Raw genomic sequence first — 15,760 nt, 5'->3', positions numbered from 1 at the left:
TACGAACATTATTACAAAACACTTAATATAATATTCGTTTTAAGGGTGGATTGCAACCTTTTTTCAAGGAGGAATGGAAAAATGAATTGGGAAGCAGAAGTCATACGAAAAAAAGACAGTTTGATTCAGGATACACAATCTTTTTTACAAATTGAAAGTGTCTTGGATGAAGAAGGCGGCACAGCAGGAAAACCGTTCGGTGAAAAAGTGGATGAGGCTCTTCAGTATATGCTCAAAAAAGGGCAGGACGAGGGCTTCAAAGTGAAAAATGTTGATGGTTATGCTGGTCATATTGAATATGGAGAAGGCGAAGATATCGTCGGTGTGCTATGTCATGTGGATGTCGTGCCTGCGGGAGACAACTGGACAACCCCGCCATTTTCAGCGGACATAAGAGAAAATAAAATCTTTGCAAGAGGAGCCATTGATGATAAAGGGCCGACCATGGCGGCATTTTACGCATTGAAAATGTTAAAAGATGCCGGTCTGCCGCTGTCGAAAAAGATTCGAATCATCATTGGCACAGATGAAGAAAGCGATTGGAGATGCGTCGATCACTATTTCAAGCATGAGGCGATGCCGCAAATTGGCTTTGCGCCAGATGCTGATTTTCCAATTATTCATGCTGAAAAAGGGATCATAGATGCCATCGTATCCTTTACATACGAACAATCAGAAGAAAACAAGCGTTACATCCTCAAGCAATTCACATCAGGCATGCGTCTCAATATGGTCCCAGATGAGGCTCGCGCGATTGTGGCAGCAGCAAATGATCACGATGCTGAAGCATTAAAAACGGCTTTTGCAGCCTATCTTGCGGAAAATCAGTTAACCGGTGAGACAAACCATACAGCAGATGGACTGACATTCACATTAAAAGGTGTATCAGTTCATGCAATGGAGCCGGCGAATGGCATAAATGCGGGCATTCATATGGCGAATTTCTTATGTGCGCATGAATTAGATGAAAGAGGGCTCGCTTTTACATCACAAATAAATGCTTTATTTGATCAAGACACAAGAGGACAAAAACTCGGCATCGCTTGTAAGGATGATATTAGTGGTGACTTGACCTTGAATGTTGGCACAATCCGTTATTCGCAAAACGAAGAAGCGAAGCTTGGGCTGAATGTCCGCTATCCCGTAACAGCGGACGGTGAGGAAGTCAAAAAAGGGATTGAACGAATAAAAGGGGCAACGATTGAGAAATTTGACGACAGTCCGCCTCATCACGTCTCAAAAGACCATCCACTTGTGAAAACATTACAGCGTGTCTACGAAGAACAAACAGGAGATCCTGCCCATCTAATTGCGATTGGGGGAGGAACGTATGCAAGGTCATTAGAAGCAGGCGTTGCCTTTGGCCCTCTATTCCCTGGAAGACCTGATTGTGCACATCAAAAGGATGAATATATCGAAATCGATGATTTACTTAGAGCAACTGCGCTATATGCACAAGCCATGTATGAATTGGCGAAATAAAAAAGGAAAGAGAAGAGGGGATTCACCGTGAAAAAAATGTTCTTATGCTCTTCATTCAAAGACAGCTATTCTCTCTTGTCTGACTTTGCAGGCGACACCTTAAAAGGAAAAAGTGTGACATTCATTCCGGTAGCCAGTGAAGTGGAAGAAGTCACGCACTATGTCGATGCAGCAAAAGAAGCCTTTCATCAATTAGAAATGCGTGTAGAGACTGTTCAGCTGACCGGGCAAACGGTTCAGGAGATCACACAGATCATTAGGAAGAATGATGTCATGTATGTATCTGGCGGCAATACCTTTTATTTGCTGCAAGAATTAAGAAAGCACGGGCTCGATCGTGTATTGAAAGAAGAGATTGGCAAAGGCAAGCTGTATATCGGAGAATCTGCAGGGAGTATTATCATGGCGCCAAGCATTGAATACATCTCACTGATGGATGATCAGGAGAAAGCGCTAGAGTTATCCTCCTTTGAAGGATTCGATGAGATCAACAGCTATCCGGTACCGCATATAAACAATCCTTATTTAGGTGAAGCCGCGCAGCATATCATAGAGAAAGATCAAAATACGCTCTCTTTATGCCCGCTCACTGATGAACAAGTTTTGCTTGTGACAGGCGAACAGACTGAGGTCAAGACGGTCTGAGTTGTTCATATGACGATGAAAAAGGAACAGGAGCATACGCCCTGTTCCTTTTTTAATCTTGAAACACATCACTTGATAAATAACGTTCACCCGTGTCTGCTGTCATACAAATGACAATGTGATCCTTTGGCATTTGCTTGGCTGCTTCAATCGCTGCATAGCATGCCGCGCCAGATGATGGACCGACTAAAATACCTTCAAGACGGGCGAGCTTTCGTGTGATGTCGTAAGCATCTTCATCACTCACTTGCACAATCTCATCATACACCTGTTCGTTTAAAATTTGTGGGATAAATCCTGGACTTGTGCCAACAAGCTTATGTTTGCCAGGTTTCCCGCCTGATAAAACAGGAGACCCCTTTGGCTCTGCCACATGTATCGTCAATTCCGGGAATGCTTTTTTGAGTTCCTCTCCAGTGCCTGTAATGGTTCCGCCCGTTCCAGCAGTGGCGACAAAAGCGGCAAGCGGCTGCCCAATCTGTTGCACTGCATCCATAATTTCTACAGCCGTTGTCCCTCTATGAGCATCAGGGTTCGCACCGTTGTCAAATTGCATGGGAATAAAGCTATTAGGAATTTGAGCAGCTAATTCTTCTGCCTTGCGAATACAGCCTGGCATTTTTTCCTCCCCCGGGGTTAAAACGACCTGTGCGCCGTATGCCTTTAAAATATTGATTCTTTCTTGGGTCATCGTATCAGGCATGATCAGAATGGCTTTGTAGCCTCTTGCAGCAGCGTTCATCGCTAAGCCAATTCCTGTATTCCCGCTTGTTGGTTCAATAATCGTTGCCCCTTTTGTGAGTTTTCCTTGTTTTTCTGCCTCAAGGATCATATTGTAAGCAGCCCGATCTTTTACACTTCCGCTAGGATTAAATGATTCCAATTTTAAATAAATAGCAGCGCCATGTTCTGGCTGAAGGCGCTGTAATTTTACAAGTGGTGTATGACCTATTAATTCAGCTATATTTTGTGCAACCTTCATCATGTGACACCCTTTCTTCTCATTCCGCATTACTTTAGTTATACTATCATCAATGGGGATTCGTAAAGTTTGTTAAAAAGGACAGGTGAAAATATGGCCGAAAGCCGTCATTATTTTATCGGGATTCCAATCCCTGAACAACTCGCGTATCAATTGAAAGCGGATATAGACAAGAGGAGCGGACTTTCCTTTCAAAAATGGACAGCACCCATTGATTATCATGTCACCCTTGTGTTTTTAGGCGCGATTCCAGAGGACCGTTTAAATAAGATATCTGAGCTGCTTGAACAGCTGTCTCATGAGGTGTCTGCTTTCCCGCTGAAGCTGAATGAGATAGGGGTATTTGGTCAAAAGGAGCGGCCGAGAGTCTTTTTTGCAAAGCCTAGTGAAAGTAAGCCTTTGATGGATCTAAGAGAAAAGGTAAAAACAGCCGTTTTGACAGCAGGTCATCCTGTCGAAAAGAGACCCTTTCATCCACATATGACGATTGCGCGCAAATGGAATAGAGAACAGTCCTATATAGAACAAGCGCCCTTACGGAAAGAACCATATACGATGGAGGTTTCTAGTATCGCTTTATTTGAAATTCGTCTAAAAGAAACCCCACGTTATCACGCGATCAAACAATTTACACTACATAAATGATTCTAGAGGTTGGAGTGAGCAGCAGATGGCGCAAATTATTAAAATCCAAGATTATATATCACGATATGAACAAGACCCGCATCATTACATCAATCAGTTTATTCGGTTGAAAAAACAAAGATGGGACGAGTTAAAAAAGGCTTCCAAAGAGCAGGTGCAAAAGCAGGCTGACCAAGCCATCGAGCAAGCACCTGAGCAAGAGGAAGAAAAGAGAAAGAAATTCTCCTTAAAAAGAAAGCAAAAAGAAGCCGATATGAAAAAGGAACGTGACCTGAGTCTTTTTAACGAGCCAACAGATTTAGAACAAGGTGTTTTTACAAACGTTCCTACCGATGAAACGAAACTGATTCACTTTTTTAAAGATCATCTTTACGATGTTCAGTTAAAATGGGCCAGCTCGACGATCTCTCATATTTCAACTGTCTCTCACCACATTCGATATGATGAAAAGCTGCGGATGCTTGCAAGGCAGCTGCCAGATTCTTATTTTGTGATGTACAAGCCGGTGCTGCTCATTCAAAAAGCTGAGATGGAATTGTGTCCAGTGCTCATTACGCCGCTTGAAGTCATCTGTTTATCTTTCTTAGAAGCAGAGCCAGACAGCGTATATATTGGATCGAAGGAACGTTTTTGGGAAAAGCGGGCGACGGGAAAAGCTGTTCAATCCGTTTTAAACCCTTGTGCAAGCCTTCTGCGCTCTGGAACTGTTGTGTCAAAAATTTTACAGCAAAGTGGTGTAGAACTTCCTGTGAAAAAAATCCTCATCAGCCGCACCTCGTATATTGATTTGCCCGAAGTTCCATTCGGGATGGAGGTTGTCGATAAGAAGAAAGCGGAGGATTGGTTTGACAAGCAACGGAAAAACACCGCGCCGACAAAGCACCAGCAATTCAAAGCGACAAAGGCATTGCTTGCTTATGGTGAATCAGACAGCAAAAGAAGGCAGGAATGGCTCGATTAAAGGCATATCAAGGTCACCAAAAAATGAGACCTGAGTGGAGCTAATATATGAATGAATGGTACTTTATCGTCAATCCAGCAGCAGGACAAGGAAAAGGACTCCGCACTTGGAGAAGCATAGAGAAAGAATTACAAAAGGTAGAGATCTCCTACAGATCGTTTCTTACCCAGCATGAAGGACATGCCGAAGTTTTGGCGAGACAGATTAGCGCTATGCAAGACGACAGATTGAAACGGCTGATCGTCATTGGCGGTGACGGCACATTTCATGAAGTACTGAATGGTTTAAAAGAAATTGATCATGTGCAGCTAAGCTTTGTCCCAGCAGGTCATTGGAATGATGCTGCGAAGGGGCTGGGCATCCAGCGTCATGATGTGATCAAAGAAGTGAGAAAACAAAAGAGGATGCTGACGAAAACATTTTCTCTCGGTTCCTTTCAAGATCATGCAGAAAGTCCGCAATCTGTTCTTTTTCTCAATCATATTGGTGTTGGGTTTGATGCGCATGTCTTGAAGAGAACGGTACATTTTAGAGGGAAAAAGTGGCTCAACCGACTCAAACTCGGGTTTATCATCTACCCGCTGTCTTTTCTACATTCGTTATGGTCATTCAAACCGTTTGACCTTGCTCTTTTTATTGAAAATGAGAGAAAAGTTTTTCGCCAAGTGTGGTTTGTGATCGTATGTAATCACCCTTACTATGGGGGCGGGCTGGAAGCAGCGCCGGAAGCGAGTGCGAGGCAATCAGGATTTCAAACGCTCGTTGTCACGGATTTGAATCCATTGAAAGTTCTCTTATTTTTAAGTGCAATGGTTTTTAAAAAGCACCTTGTAATGGAAGGAGTCACCCTTTTTCAGCATGAAGAAGCCTACTTGGAGGCAGATGAAAAAATTTTATTTCACGCCGATGGAGAAGTGATTGGCGCCACTCCAGTGTTTGTTAAGGCTAGTGAGCGATCGTTAAAATTACGTGGCTAAGAAGCAGCCAGTGTGCGCACGAGCAAAAGAAACATGAAAAAAGACTTCCTTTTTCATAAGGTTCTTGTCCTGATTTTCTAGTTTTGCTTGACGAGTATAAGAAGGTAGCGATAAAATCTATAGGACGGCTATTGTTTAGCATCTCATTCTCAATAGCTGTCCTTTTTGTTTTTATGATCATATAAATAAAAAATAAACAGCCAATTGATCTCAATCGGCTGAATTTTGTCGACTAAAAAAGCATGATTTAAAATATTTTAAGAAATGATGGGTTGAAAATTGATATGAACTGGTTGGGACAAATATTAGGTAGCGAATGGCACATCTCTCCTGCTGGAGGCGCTACGGGAGATGCGTACTTCGCAACACACAATGACCAAAAGCTATTTTTAAAACGCAATACGTCACCGTTTCTTGCGGTTTTGTCAGCTGAAGGCATTGTGCCGAAGCTTGTCTGGACAAAACGGATGGAAAATGGGGATGTCATTACTGCGCAGCACTGGCTGAGCGGCAGAGAGCTGAAGCCAAAGGACATGAATGACCGTCCTGTAGCGGAGCAGCTAAGAAAAATTCATACATCAAAAGAGCTGCTCGATATGCTGAAACGATTAGAAAAGCACTCGCTTGACCCGGCATCGATCTTGATGCATCTCAAGGCATCGATCTTAAAAGAGCAGATTGACTCACATGATATCACGCGCGCCATCCAGTATTTAGAGAAACATGTGGACGCAGTTCATTTCGAGGATAAGGTCGTATGCCATTGTGACCTCAACCATAATAATTGGCTGCTGACAGATGAAAATCAGCTCTATTTAATTGATTGGGACGGGGCAATGATTGCAGATCCAGCGATTGATCTTGGACCGCTCTTATACCATTATGTTGAAGAAGAGAACTGGGAAAGCTGGCTCTCTATGTATGGTGCTCCGCTGACCGACAACTTGCGAAAACGCATGGCATGGTATGTGCTGGCTGAAACCGTCTCGTTTGTCGTTTGGCATAAAAGAAAAGGAAATGAAAAGGCGCAAAAAGAAGTGCAAGCCGAGCTACATGCACTCTTAAAACGGTTAAACATCCATTAAGACAGTGGAATGTTCTCGACCCAGTCAGATAGATGCGATTGATGCGCTTCGATATGTGCATCAATTGAACTGACAGAGGTACCTTTTTGGCTGTAATCATAAATATCTGTTAGTAGCTGACGAACGTCAGCATCCAAATCTTCTTTTGCCAGCATTAATTGAATCACGCGTCCCACCTGTTCATATTCTGCAACAGTCCCGCAGCAATCCAGCTGGTGATCAGTTAAAATATCTTTGATTAATTGAAGCTGATGTTGGCGGTTTAATCCCATACGTATGCTCCTTTCAAGGCGTGTCATTTATGTGGTTAAACTGTGCATTCAGCTTTGAATTTATACATGAAGCAGACCAGCCCAATTAGCAGCTGGTCTTTTTCATATGTGCGGATAAGATGCTGTCTTGCGGCTCTTTATGTTTCATGGTATCTTGATAAAATGTAAAGAAAATAGAGGTGTATCAAATTGAGAATGCGACATAAACCATGGGCGGATGATTACTTAGCTGAAAATGCTCATATTGCTTTAGCCAACCCTGAACAATACAAAGGGAAATGGCATGAGCTGTTTGGAAATGATCATCCAATCCATATCGAAGTCGGTACAGGAAAAGGGAGTTTTATTGCCGGAATGGGCAAGCTTCATCCTGAGATAAACTATATCGGCATTGAATTATTTAAAAGTGTCATTGTGACGGCAGTCGATAAAATCAAAGAAACAGATGTAGAAAACGTAAAGCTTCTAAACATCAACGCAGAGACACTGACAGATGTCTTTGCGGAAAATGAGATTGACCGGGTGTATTTGAACTTCTCTGATCCGTGGCCAAAATCAAGGCATGAAAAACGTAGGTTGACGTTTAAAGCCTTTTTAAAGCGATATGAACAGATCCTCCGTCCAGGCGGTGAATTACATTTCAAAACCGATAACCGCGGACTATTTGAATATTCCTTGAAAAGCTTTTCGTCTTACGGACTCCTTTTAACGTATGTGAGCCTTGATTTACATGAGGATGGTCTCGAAGGAAATGTCATGACAGAATATGAAGAGAAATTCTCTTCCATGGGACAACCGATCTATCGATCAGAAGTAAAATTCCCTGAATAACAAGCGAACAAAGCTGGCTGCAACGAACGATTGCGGTCAGCTTTTTTTGATAAAAGATTAGCACATGCGATTTTCCTTTGTATTTGCTACGATAGAAAAAGGAGGGATGACAGCAATGGAGACAATGAAAATAGGTGAAATGGAACTGTTCTGGTTAAATGGGGGAGATACACACATGGATGGCGGTGCCATGTTTGGCGTGGTGCCAAAGCCATTATGGTCAAAAAAATACCCTGTGAATGATCGAAATCAAATTGAATTACGGTGTGATCCAATGCTCATACGGTGGAACGGTCTTCATCTGTTAGTAGATTCTGGCATCGGGTCAGGGAAGCTGACAGAGAAACAAAAACGCAATTATGGCGTCACAGAGGAAACGAAAATAGAAGAATCACTTGCGGCTCTCGGTTTGCGCCCATCTGATATAGATTACGTCTTAATGACTCATTTGCATTTTGATCATGCAAGCGGGCTGACAAAACGTGAAGGCGATGAGCTCGTGTCTGTTTTTCAACAGGCAAAAATCATCACGTCCAAAATTGAATGGGACGAAATGAGAGCGCCGAACATCCGCTCAAGAAATACATATTGGAAAGAAAACTGGGAGCCTGTTGCCGATCAAGTCATGACATTTGAAGATAGCATCGAAGTAACAGAAGGCATCCGCCTGCATCATACAGGCGGACATAGCGATGGGCATAGCATCTTAACGCTCACAAGTCAGGGAGAAACGGCTATTCATTTAGCGGATATCATGCCGACACACGCTCATAAAAACCCGCTTTGGGTGTTGGCATACGATGATTATCCAATGACCTCGATCCCGGCGAAGCAAAAATGGCAGGCATTCGCCGAAGAAAACAATGCATGGTACTTGTTTTATCATGATGCCATCTACCGTGCTGTAAAGTGGGATGAAGACGGGGCAATGACCCATGAGGTCAAAAGAGAAACCGGAAGATAAAAGATCATCTGTATGTTTTTTCGCCTTTCACACAAAATAACGACAAAATGAACTTGTGAAAGGAAGAGTGCAGGTGAATCAATTTTATCGTGTACATGGTGATGTCATCGAGACACCGTTAAGAGGGATGGAAGTCATGTCTGTCCCTTATTTAAACAAAGGGGTCGCATTTACAAAGGAAGAGCGGGAAGAGCTTGGGTTAAAGGGATTTCTGCCGCCGAAGGTGTTAACACTAGAGGATCAAGCAAAGCGTGCATATGAGCAGTTCAAAGCACAGCCAGACGCACTTGGGAAAAATGTCTATTTAACTGCGCTTCATGACAGAAATGAAGTGCTCTTTTATAAATTATTAAATGAGCATTTGGCAGAAATGCTGCCGATTGTTTACACACCGACCGTAGGAACAGCGATTCAGCGTTACAGCCACGAGTATAGAAAGCCAAGAGGAATTTATTTATCTATTGATGACCTAGAAGGAATGGAAGAAATTTTTGCATCTTACGGAGTGGATGAATCAATTGATCTCATTGTCGCAACAGATGCAGAAGGAATTTTAGGCATCGGTGACTGGGGTGTTGGCGGAATCGCCATTTCAGTCGGAAAACTGGCTGTTTATACAGCTGCAGCAGGTATTGATCCTAGCCGTGTGCTGGCAGTGGTGCTTGATGCTGGGACCAACCAGGAAAGCCTTTTAAATGATCCGCTTTATGTGGGAAATCAGCACTCCCGCGTTCGAGGAGAGCGCTATGATCAGTTTATTGATCAATATGTCGAGCTTGCCCGTGCGACTTTTCCAAATGCACTTCTTCACTGGGAAGACTTCGGTACAAAAAATGCGCGCGCCATTTTGGAAAAATATAAGGACCGTATTTGTACATTTAATGATGATATTCAAGGAACTGGAGCCGTTTCACTTGCTGCCGTTCTGGCTTGTGCAAAAGCATCGAAGGTTCCGCTGAAAGATCACCGAATCGTGATCTTTGGAGCAGGTACAGCAGGGATTGGTATAGCCGAGCAAATTCGTGATGCCATCGTGAGAGATGGTGTCAAAGAAGAGGAATCATATGATCATTTCTGGTGTATTGATAAAACGGGATTGCTCACAGATGATTCACCCGACATTCAGCCATTCCAAAAGCCGTATGCAAGACGTTCTGATGAAGTGAAGGATTATGCACGTAATGGTCCAAAGCATTCCATTGATTTGTTAGAGGTCGTGAAGCAGGCGAAACCTACGATCTTAATTGGTACCTCAACTGTAGGTGGGGCATTTACAGAGGAAATAGTGAAAGAAATGGCGTCACATGTAGAGCGGCCAGCGATTTTACCGATGTCAAACCCGACACCTCTTTCAGAGGCAAAGCCGGAAGATCTCATTGAATGGACAGAAGGCCGTGCGCTTGTCACAACGGGAAGCCCGTTTGATCCGGTTGAATATGGTGGTGTGACATATGAAATTGGGCAGGCAAATAATGCTCTTGTGTTTCCAGGGCTTGGTCTTGGAACGATTGTGTGTAAAGCCCGCCTCATGACAGACAGCATGTTTGTTGCGAGTGCTGAAGCGATTGCGAGCATGGTCAATGTCGGAAAACCGGGTGCTGCGATGCTTCCAAGTGTTGATCAGCTCAGAACAGTTTCAGCGACAGTGGCTGTCCGTGTGGCACAAGCAGCGATTGACGAAGGAATTGCGGAAGAAACCCCTGATGATCTCATTCAGGCTGTGCAAGACGCCATGTGGCACCCTGTATACAAAAAAATCAAAGCCATCTAAAAAAAGCTTCGCAAGGACTTGTCTTTGCGAAGCTTTCTTATTAAGCAACAGAATCAATGACATCAACGATCATGCCTGTTTTTGCATCAATCATGACTTCATACTGTTCCAGCTCGCCAAAGGCGGAGCGTGTAATGCCAGATTTGTACACATCAATCGTTTCACCATTTACGGTATACGGTTCTGGTACAGTATAAATCCAAGAGCCATCAATCGGGCCGCGCTGTTTAAAAGCAGATTTCACAATTTTTAACGCTTTTTCAGACGAGATATACGTCGGGAAAAAGACTTTCTTTGCAACAATTGCAGCGGCTACGCCAATACTCGCACCAATCAGAACATGTTTTAACTTCAACGTGCTGCACCTCCGTATTGCTGTTTTTTCCATTATACAAAACTTGTCCAGCGATGTTAAGAAATCCGAATACTTGAAAGCATATTCAAAATTTCTGGAGAGATACTTGGAAAACCGAAAGAATTCTTATAGTATAAAGTGAGTGTTATTTTTATAGGAATTTATATGGTCATTACATAGAAATGAGGGTAACTGTCAAATGAACGAAGAAACAATGTCGCTTTTCCGAAATTTAACAGAATTACAAGGGGCTCCAGGTAATGAGCACCATGTGCGTGCTTTTATGAAAAAGGAACTTGAGAAATATTCCGATGAACTCATACAGGATCGTCTTGGCGGAGTGTTTGGTGTCCGCAAAGGCCCAGAGAACGCGCCGAAGATTATGGTGGCTGGTCATATGGATGAAGTCGGCTTTATGGTGTCATCCATTACGAAAAATGGAATGATTCGTTTTCAAACACTTGGCGGCTGGTGGAGTCAAGTGATGCTTGCGCAGCGTGTGGATGTTCATACGGATCACGGGCCAATTCCGGGCGTTGTATCGAGCACACCTCCTCATCTTCTGACACCAGAACAAAAAAGCAAACCAGTAAAACCGTCAGATATGCTGATTGATATTGGTGCAGACAGTGAAGAAGAAGCGAAAGAGCTTGGCGTTCGCCCAGGGCAGCAAATCGTTCCTGCAACGGTCTTTACCCCAATGGCCAATCCGAAAAAGATTTTAGCCAAAGCTTGGGATAACCGCTATGGGTGCGGACTTGCCATTGAATTATTGAAAGAATTAAAAGACGAAGCTCTTTCATGTCAGCTATATTCAGGCGCAACCGTCCAAGAGGAAGTAGGGCTCAGAGGGGCTGAGGTAGCTGCGAATATGATTAAACCGGATCTGTTCTTTGCTCTAGATGCGAGTCCTGCAAATGATGTGACGGGAGACAAATCACAATTTGGCCAGCTTGGAAAAGGTGCACTTCTTCGTATTTATGATCGCACGATGATTACGCACCGAGGCATGAGAGAATTTGTCCTCGATACAGCCGAAACAAACAATATTCCATATCAATATTTCGTATCGCCAGGCGGTACGGATGCTGGACGTGTTCATATCTCAAATCAAGGTGTACCATCTGCTGTTATTGGTGTATGTGCGCGTTACATTCATACAAGTCACTCTGTCTTGCATGTGGATGATTATGCAGCGGCAAAAGAATTAATTGTTCGTCTTGTGAAAAATTGTGATCAAAGCACGGTGGATTCGATTTATCAACAAGTGTAAACGATAAGAAAAAGGCTGCCTCATTAAGAGCACAGCCTTTTTCTTATTCCTGTTCAAACACGTATGACAACGCCTTAATCGCTTGATTCACTGTTTCGACAGTGATATTTGCTTTGTTTGATAATTCCTTTAGGGGATGATGTAATTCTTTAGGACGAATCAAAATAAGGGGTTTCCCTTTGGCGATGGCAGAAGAAGCATCCATTGCCGTGTTCCACTGTTTATATTTCTCACCAAAGCGGGCGATGACAACGTCTGCCTTATTTAATAATAGTTCGGTGCGGAAATTGTTCAAATCAGAAGCCGCATCGTCTTTCAAGATGGCATTTGGCTGCCCGCCTAAAATATCTTCTCCGATGTTATCTGATCGGTCATGATTCTCCATTGGACCAACAAACGTTACTGGTAGTTTCAACGACTGGCTTTTTTCCTTAATTTCATCGCGCCACTGGCTATGAATTTCTCCAGCTAAATAAACCGTTAATTGCATAACAATCTCCTCCTTGTGCACAAACTTAGTAAAGGTTTGCCCTGTTTCTTTTCATGTTACACAAGAAGTGCTTGATAAAGCAAAAAAAATATGATTATGATATTCATGGTAGAGACTATTTTTCATCGTAAGAAGACTACATATAATGGGAAGGACAGGCCTCTTCGTCTTTCCTATGAGAAAGCAGGAAGACGACGTTGATGACTTATTTAAAAAGAAAGGGTATTTCCCTTTCGCCAAAGGTGTATTTTATTGATGCACTCTCTTATATGGCTTTAGGTCTATTTGCTACATTAGTGGTAGGGCTGATTTTAAAAACAGCAGGCGGCCTGTTATCATTTCCTCTCATCGTGGAAATGGGAACGCTCGCTATGGGGCTGATGGGACCAGCAATTGGCGTAGCGGTTGCTTATCGCTTAAACGCTTCTCCTTTAATTATTTTCGCAAGTGTTGTTTCAGGTGCCGCTGGAGCAGAGCTTGGGGGACCCGCTGGAAGCTTCGTGGCTGCTCTCATTGGTGTGGAATTAGGCAAACTGATCAGTGGTGAGACAAGAATTGATATTATTTTAACGCCGCTTGTGACCATTATCACAGGTTTTCTCACTGCTGCTTTTATTGGCCCTGGGATTCAGGCGGTGATGACAGGGCTCGGCAGGCTGATCGTATGGGGGACTGACCAAAGTCCACTCATCATGGGCATGCTGGTTGCAACCATTGTTGGACTTGCTCTTAGCTCACCGATTTCAAGCGCTGCGCTTGCGCTGATGCTTGATTTAAGCGGTCTTGCTGCTGGTGCGGCAACGATTGGCTGCTGTGCTCAGATGGTCGGCTTTGCTGCTGCAGGATTTAGGGAAAATCGTTTTGGCGGTCTTGCTGCGGTAGGCATTGGAACATCAAAACTACAGCTGCCGAACATTGTGAAAAATCCGCTCATTCTCATTCCGCCGACGATTGCAGGACTGATTCTTGCGCCAATTGGTATCATTGGCTTTGGGATGGTCAATAATGCGGCAGGAGCGGGTATGGGAACGAGCGGACTTGTCGGCCAGCTCATGACTCTCACAGTCATGGGATTTCATCCTTCCGTTTTCCTCGCTATTGCTCTCTTGCATATCGTTGGCCCGGCAGTGATTAGTTTGGTAGTATCAGAATGGATGAGAAAGAAAGGCTATATACAATTCGGAGATTTAAGTATACAAACTGGAGGAATCAAACATGAAAAAAATTGAATCAAACGAAGAATTACAAAAAGTGATTCAAGAAGACTTAACCGTATTACTATTTTCAGCTGACTGGTGCCCGGACTGCACATTTATTGAGCCGTTTTTGCCAGAGCTTGAAGCAAACTATCCAGAATTTGAATACTTCTATGTGGATAGAGATCAGTTCATCGACACTTGTGCAGAGTGGGAAATTTACGGAATTCCAAGCTTTTTAGTCTTTAAAAACGGACAAGAGATCAACCGTTTTGTCAGCAAAGATCGTAAGACAAAGGAAGAGATTGAAGCATTTTTAACAGATTCTCTTTCTAAATAACGAAAGGAGAGTCTTATTATGGCGAAAATGACATCAAGACAGCTTGCCAATCAATTGAAAAGCCGTCTGACGAACGACAGCTGGACCCACCAGTTTGACAGGGAAAAAGATACGCTTCGTGTAGAAGATAAACATACAGGAAAGGGCATCACGCTTGAGCTCCCGCCGATTATTGCAAAGTGGGAAGTAAAGCCTGATGAAACACTGGATGAGATCGTTTATTATGTGAAAGAAGCGCTCAGCGCTATGAAAGGTGAAGCGCAGCACATCTCAGGTAAAGAGAAGCACATTTATCCGGTCATTCGTTCAACGTCCTTTCCAGAAACATCGAGTGATGAGATTCCGCTCGTTTTTGATGAGCATACAGCAGAGACAAGAATCTACTATGCACTTGACCTTGGAAGCACCTACAGATTAATTGACGAGAAGATGCTGCAAAAGGAAAACTGGACAAAAGAACGAATCAGAGAAACCGCAAGTTTTAACGTCCGTTCACTAAAGACTGTCGTGAAGATGGATGAAGTGGCGGGCAACCGTTTTTATTTCTTCCGTGCAAACGACGGGTACGATGCAAGCAGAATATTAAATGAATCGATTTTACAAGAATACGCGCAAAAAGTAGAGGGGCAAATGGCTATTTCCGTTCCCCATCAAGATGTGTTCATCATTGCAGATGTACGCAATGAATCAGGCTATGATATTTTAGGGCAAATGTCGATGAGCTTCTTCGCCAGCGGCACGGTTCCGATTACGGCCTTGTCATTTTTATATGACGAAGGCAAGCTTGAACCGATCTTTATTCTTGCAAAAAGTAGACCAAAACAGCAGTAGAAGGGAATTTTGAAGAATGAACGTTTTTTATAATGCAGAAGGTGTCGGCGACACACTCCTTATTTCATTGAAAGATGTAACAAGAGAAGAAGTAGGTCATGAAACGTTTGGAGATGTCGTAAGAATCTTCAATCAAGACACAAAAGAAACAACAGGTTTTAATATTTTCAATGCATCTACTTACATGAAAATTGAAGAAAACGGATCTGTACCGCTTTCTGAAACGCTTGTTCAAGATATCAATGAAATTTTGAACCGCAACGGTGTCAGTGAAACATTAACAGTTGATCTATCACCTAAGTTTGTGGTCGGTTATGTGAAGGAAAAAGAAAAACATCCGAATGCAGATAAACTGAACATTTGCCAAGTAGATGTTGGCGATGAAACCTTACAAATCGTGTGCGGTGCACCAAACGTTGATCAAGGTCAATATGTTGTGGTTGCAAAGGTCGGTGCTGTGATGCCGAGCGGTTTGGTGATCAAAGATGCTGAACTAAGAGGTGTTCCTTCAAGCGGAATGATTTGTTCTGCAAAAGAATTAGATCTTCCGAATGCGCCTGCTGAAAAAGGAATCCTTGTTCTAGAAGGAAGCCACCAAGCTGGCGAACCATTTGAAGCGTAACCTCCCATAAACGGGTACAAATGAGCGAAGAATGTGTT

At 43.2% G+C, this 15,760-nt stretch carries 18 protein-coding genes; 14 read left to right on the top strand and 4 right to left on the bottom strand.

The features are described 5' to 3' along the window. Positions 1-81: 81 nt before the first annotated feature. The gene (pepV, locus tag V7L95_RS01645; RefSeq protein ID WP_340967852.1) at positions 82-1,482 is read left to right on the top strand and encodes a dipeptidase PepV; all 1,401 of its coding nucleotides are present in this window, start codon (positions 82-84) and stop codon (positions 1,480-1,482) included. Positions 1,483-1,509: 27 nt separating this feature from the next. Further along, a complete protein-coding gene (locus V7L95_RS01640; RefSeq protein ID WP_144625015.1) occupies positions 1,510-2,127 on the top strand; it encodes a Type 1 glutamine amidotransferase-like domain-containing protein in 618 nt (205 codons plus the stop codon). Positions 2,128-2,179: 52 nt separating this feature from the next. Here V7L95_RS01640 and cysK read toward each other — a convergent pair whose 3' ends face one another. Then, entirely contained in the window at positions 2,180-3,112 is a 933-nt protein-coding gene (cysK, locus tag V7L95_RS01635) for a cysteine synthase A (protein ID WP_196297671.1), read from the bottom strand. A gap of 90 nt (positions 3,113-3,202) precedes the next feature. On the opposite strand from cysK, the gene thpR reads away from it, so the two are divergent. From thpR to V7L95_RS01615, 4 genes are all read left to right on the top strand, one after another. Continuing rightward, positions 3,203-3,754 (top strand): RNA 2',3'-cyclic phosphodiesterase, encoded by a 552-nt coding sequence (gene thpR, locus V7L95_RS01630; RefSeq protein WP_048001455.1) that lies wholly within the window; start codon positions 3,203-3,205, stop codon positions 3,752-3,754. Positions 3,755-3,779: 25 nt separating this feature from the next. After that, the gene (locus V7L95_RS01625; protein WP_340967850.1) at positions 3,780-4,715 is read left to right on the top strand and encodes a hypothetical protein; all 936 of its coding nucleotides are present in this window, start codon (positions 3,780-3,782) and stop codon (positions 4,713-4,715) included. A gap of 47 nt (positions 4,716-4,762) precedes the next feature. Beyond that, positions 4,763-5,692 carry a YegS/Rv2252/BmrU family lipid kinase gene (locus tag V7L95_RS01620; protein ID WP_017367869.1) on the top strand — a complete coding sequence of 310 codons (930 nt, stop codon included), beginning with the start codon at positions 4,763-4,765 and terminating at the stop codon, positions 5,690-5,692. A 284-nt stretch (positions 5,693-5,976) separates the two neighbouring features. Then, positions 5,977-6,777 (top strand): phosphotransferase family protein, encoded by an 801-nt coding sequence (locus V7L95_RS01615; RefSeq protein ID WP_026050132.1) that lies wholly within the window; start codon positions 5,977-5,979, stop codon positions 6,775-6,777. Here V7L95_RS01615 and V7L95_RS01610 read toward each other — a convergent pair. Beyond that, the gene (locus V7L95_RS01610) at positions 6,774-7,049 is read right to left on the bottom strand and encodes a YtzH-like family protein (RefSeq protein ID WP_024719286.1); all 276 of its coding nucleotides are present in this window, start codon (positions 7,047-7,049) and stop codon (positions 6,774-6,776) included. The genes V7L95_RS01615 and V7L95_RS01610 overlap by 4 nt on opposite strands. A gap of 189 nt (positions 7,050-7,238) precedes the next feature. Here V7L95_RS01610 and trmB point away from each other — a divergent pair, with 189 nt between their 5' ends. From trmB to V7L95_RS01595, 3 genes are all read left to right on the top strand, one after another. Continuing rightward, positions 7,239-7,880, top strand: a complete 642-nt coding sequence (trmB, locus tag V7L95_RS01605; protein WP_025207815.1) for a tRNA (guanosine(46)-N7)-methyltransferase TrmB — start codon at positions 7,239-7,241, stop codon at positions 7,878-7,880. Between the two features lie 115 nt (positions 7,881-7,995). After that, positions 7,996-8,844 carry an MBL fold metallo-hydrolase gene (locus V7L95_RS01600; protein ID WP_008343041.1) on the top strand — a complete coding sequence of 283 codons (849 nt, stop codon included), beginning with the start codon at positions 7,996-7,998 and terminating at the stop codon, positions 8,842-8,844. A 73-nt stretch (positions 8,845-8,917) separates the two neighbouring features. After that, positions 8,918-10,615: an NAD-dependent malic enzyme gene (locus V7L95_RS01595; RefSeq protein WP_008343042.1), complete on the top strand. Its 1,698-nt coding sequence runs from the start codon at positions 8,918-8,920 to the stop codon at positions 10,613-10,615. 40 nt (positions 10,616-10,655) lie between these two features. Here the strand turns inward: V7L95_RS01595 and V7L95_RS01590 are convergent, their stop codons facing one another. Beyond that, positions 10,656-10,970, bottom strand: a complete 315-nt coding sequence (locus V7L95_RS01590; RefSeq protein WP_003217759.1) for a PepSY domain-containing protein — start codon at positions 10,968-10,970, stop codon at positions 10,656-10,658. A 199-nt stretch (positions 10,971-11,169) separates the two neighbouring features. On the opposite strand from V7L95_RS01590, the gene V7L95_RS01585 reads away from it, so the two are divergent. Then, a complete protein-coding gene (locus V7L95_RS01585) occupies positions 11,170-12,243 on the top strand; it encodes a M42 family metallopeptidase (protein ID WP_076822445.1) in 1,074 nt (357 codons plus the stop codon). Positions 12,244-12,286: 43 nt separating this feature from the next. On the opposite strand, the gene V7L95_RS01580 is transcribed toward V7L95_RS01585, so the two are convergent. Then, complete coding sequence (locus V7L95_RS01580) at positions 12,287-12,733, bottom strand: YtoQ family protein (protein ID WP_007501817.1); 447 nt, start codon at positions 12,731-12,733, stop codon at positions 12,287-12,289. A 200-nt stretch (positions 12,734-12,933) separates the two neighbouring features. Here V7L95_RS01580 and V7L95_RS01575 point away from each other — a divergent pair, with 200 nt between their 5' ends. From V7L95_RS01575 to ytpR, 4 genes are read left to right on the top strand one after another with little or no spacing between them, the layout of a single operon-like run. After that, positions 12,934-13,962 (top strand): PTS sugar transporter subunit IIC, encoded by a 1,029-nt coding sequence (locus V7L95_RS01575; RefSeq protein ID WP_019743715.1) that lies wholly within the window; start codon positions 12,934-12,936, stop codon positions 13,960-13,962. Further along, the gene (locus tag V7L95_RS01570; RefSeq protein WP_003217665.1) at positions 13,949-14,269 is read left to right on the top strand and encodes a thioredoxin family protein; all 321 of its coding nucleotides are present in this window, start codon (positions 13,949-13,951) and stop codon (positions 14,267-14,269) included. The genes V7L95_RS01575 and V7L95_RS01570 overlap by 14 nt, the downstream gene beginning before the upstream one ends. 18 nt (positions 14,270-14,287) lie before the next feature. Then, complete coding sequence (locus tag V7L95_RS01565) at positions 14,288-15,100, top strand: DUF1444 domain-containing protein (RefSeq protein WP_008343044.1); 813 nt, start codon at positions 14,288-14,290, stop codon at positions 15,098-15,100. A gap of 16 nt (positions 15,101-15,116) precedes the next feature. Beyond that, positions 15,117-15,722, top strand: coding sequence for a YtpR family tRNA-binding protein (gene ytpR, locus V7L95_RS01560; protein ID WP_035702057.1), 606 nt, complete (start codon positions 15,117-15,119; stop codon positions 15,720-15,722). Positions 15,723-15,760 lie beyond the last annotated feature (38 nt).

It is taken from the genome of Bacillus sp. PPSBB_11 (assembly GCF_038023285.1).
GTDB lineage: Bacteria > Bacillota > Bacilli > Bacillales > Bacillaceae > Bacillus > Bacillus altitudinis.
Note: the sequence above shows the minus strand (reverse complement) of the source record. Positions and strands in the feature narration are given on the sequence as shown.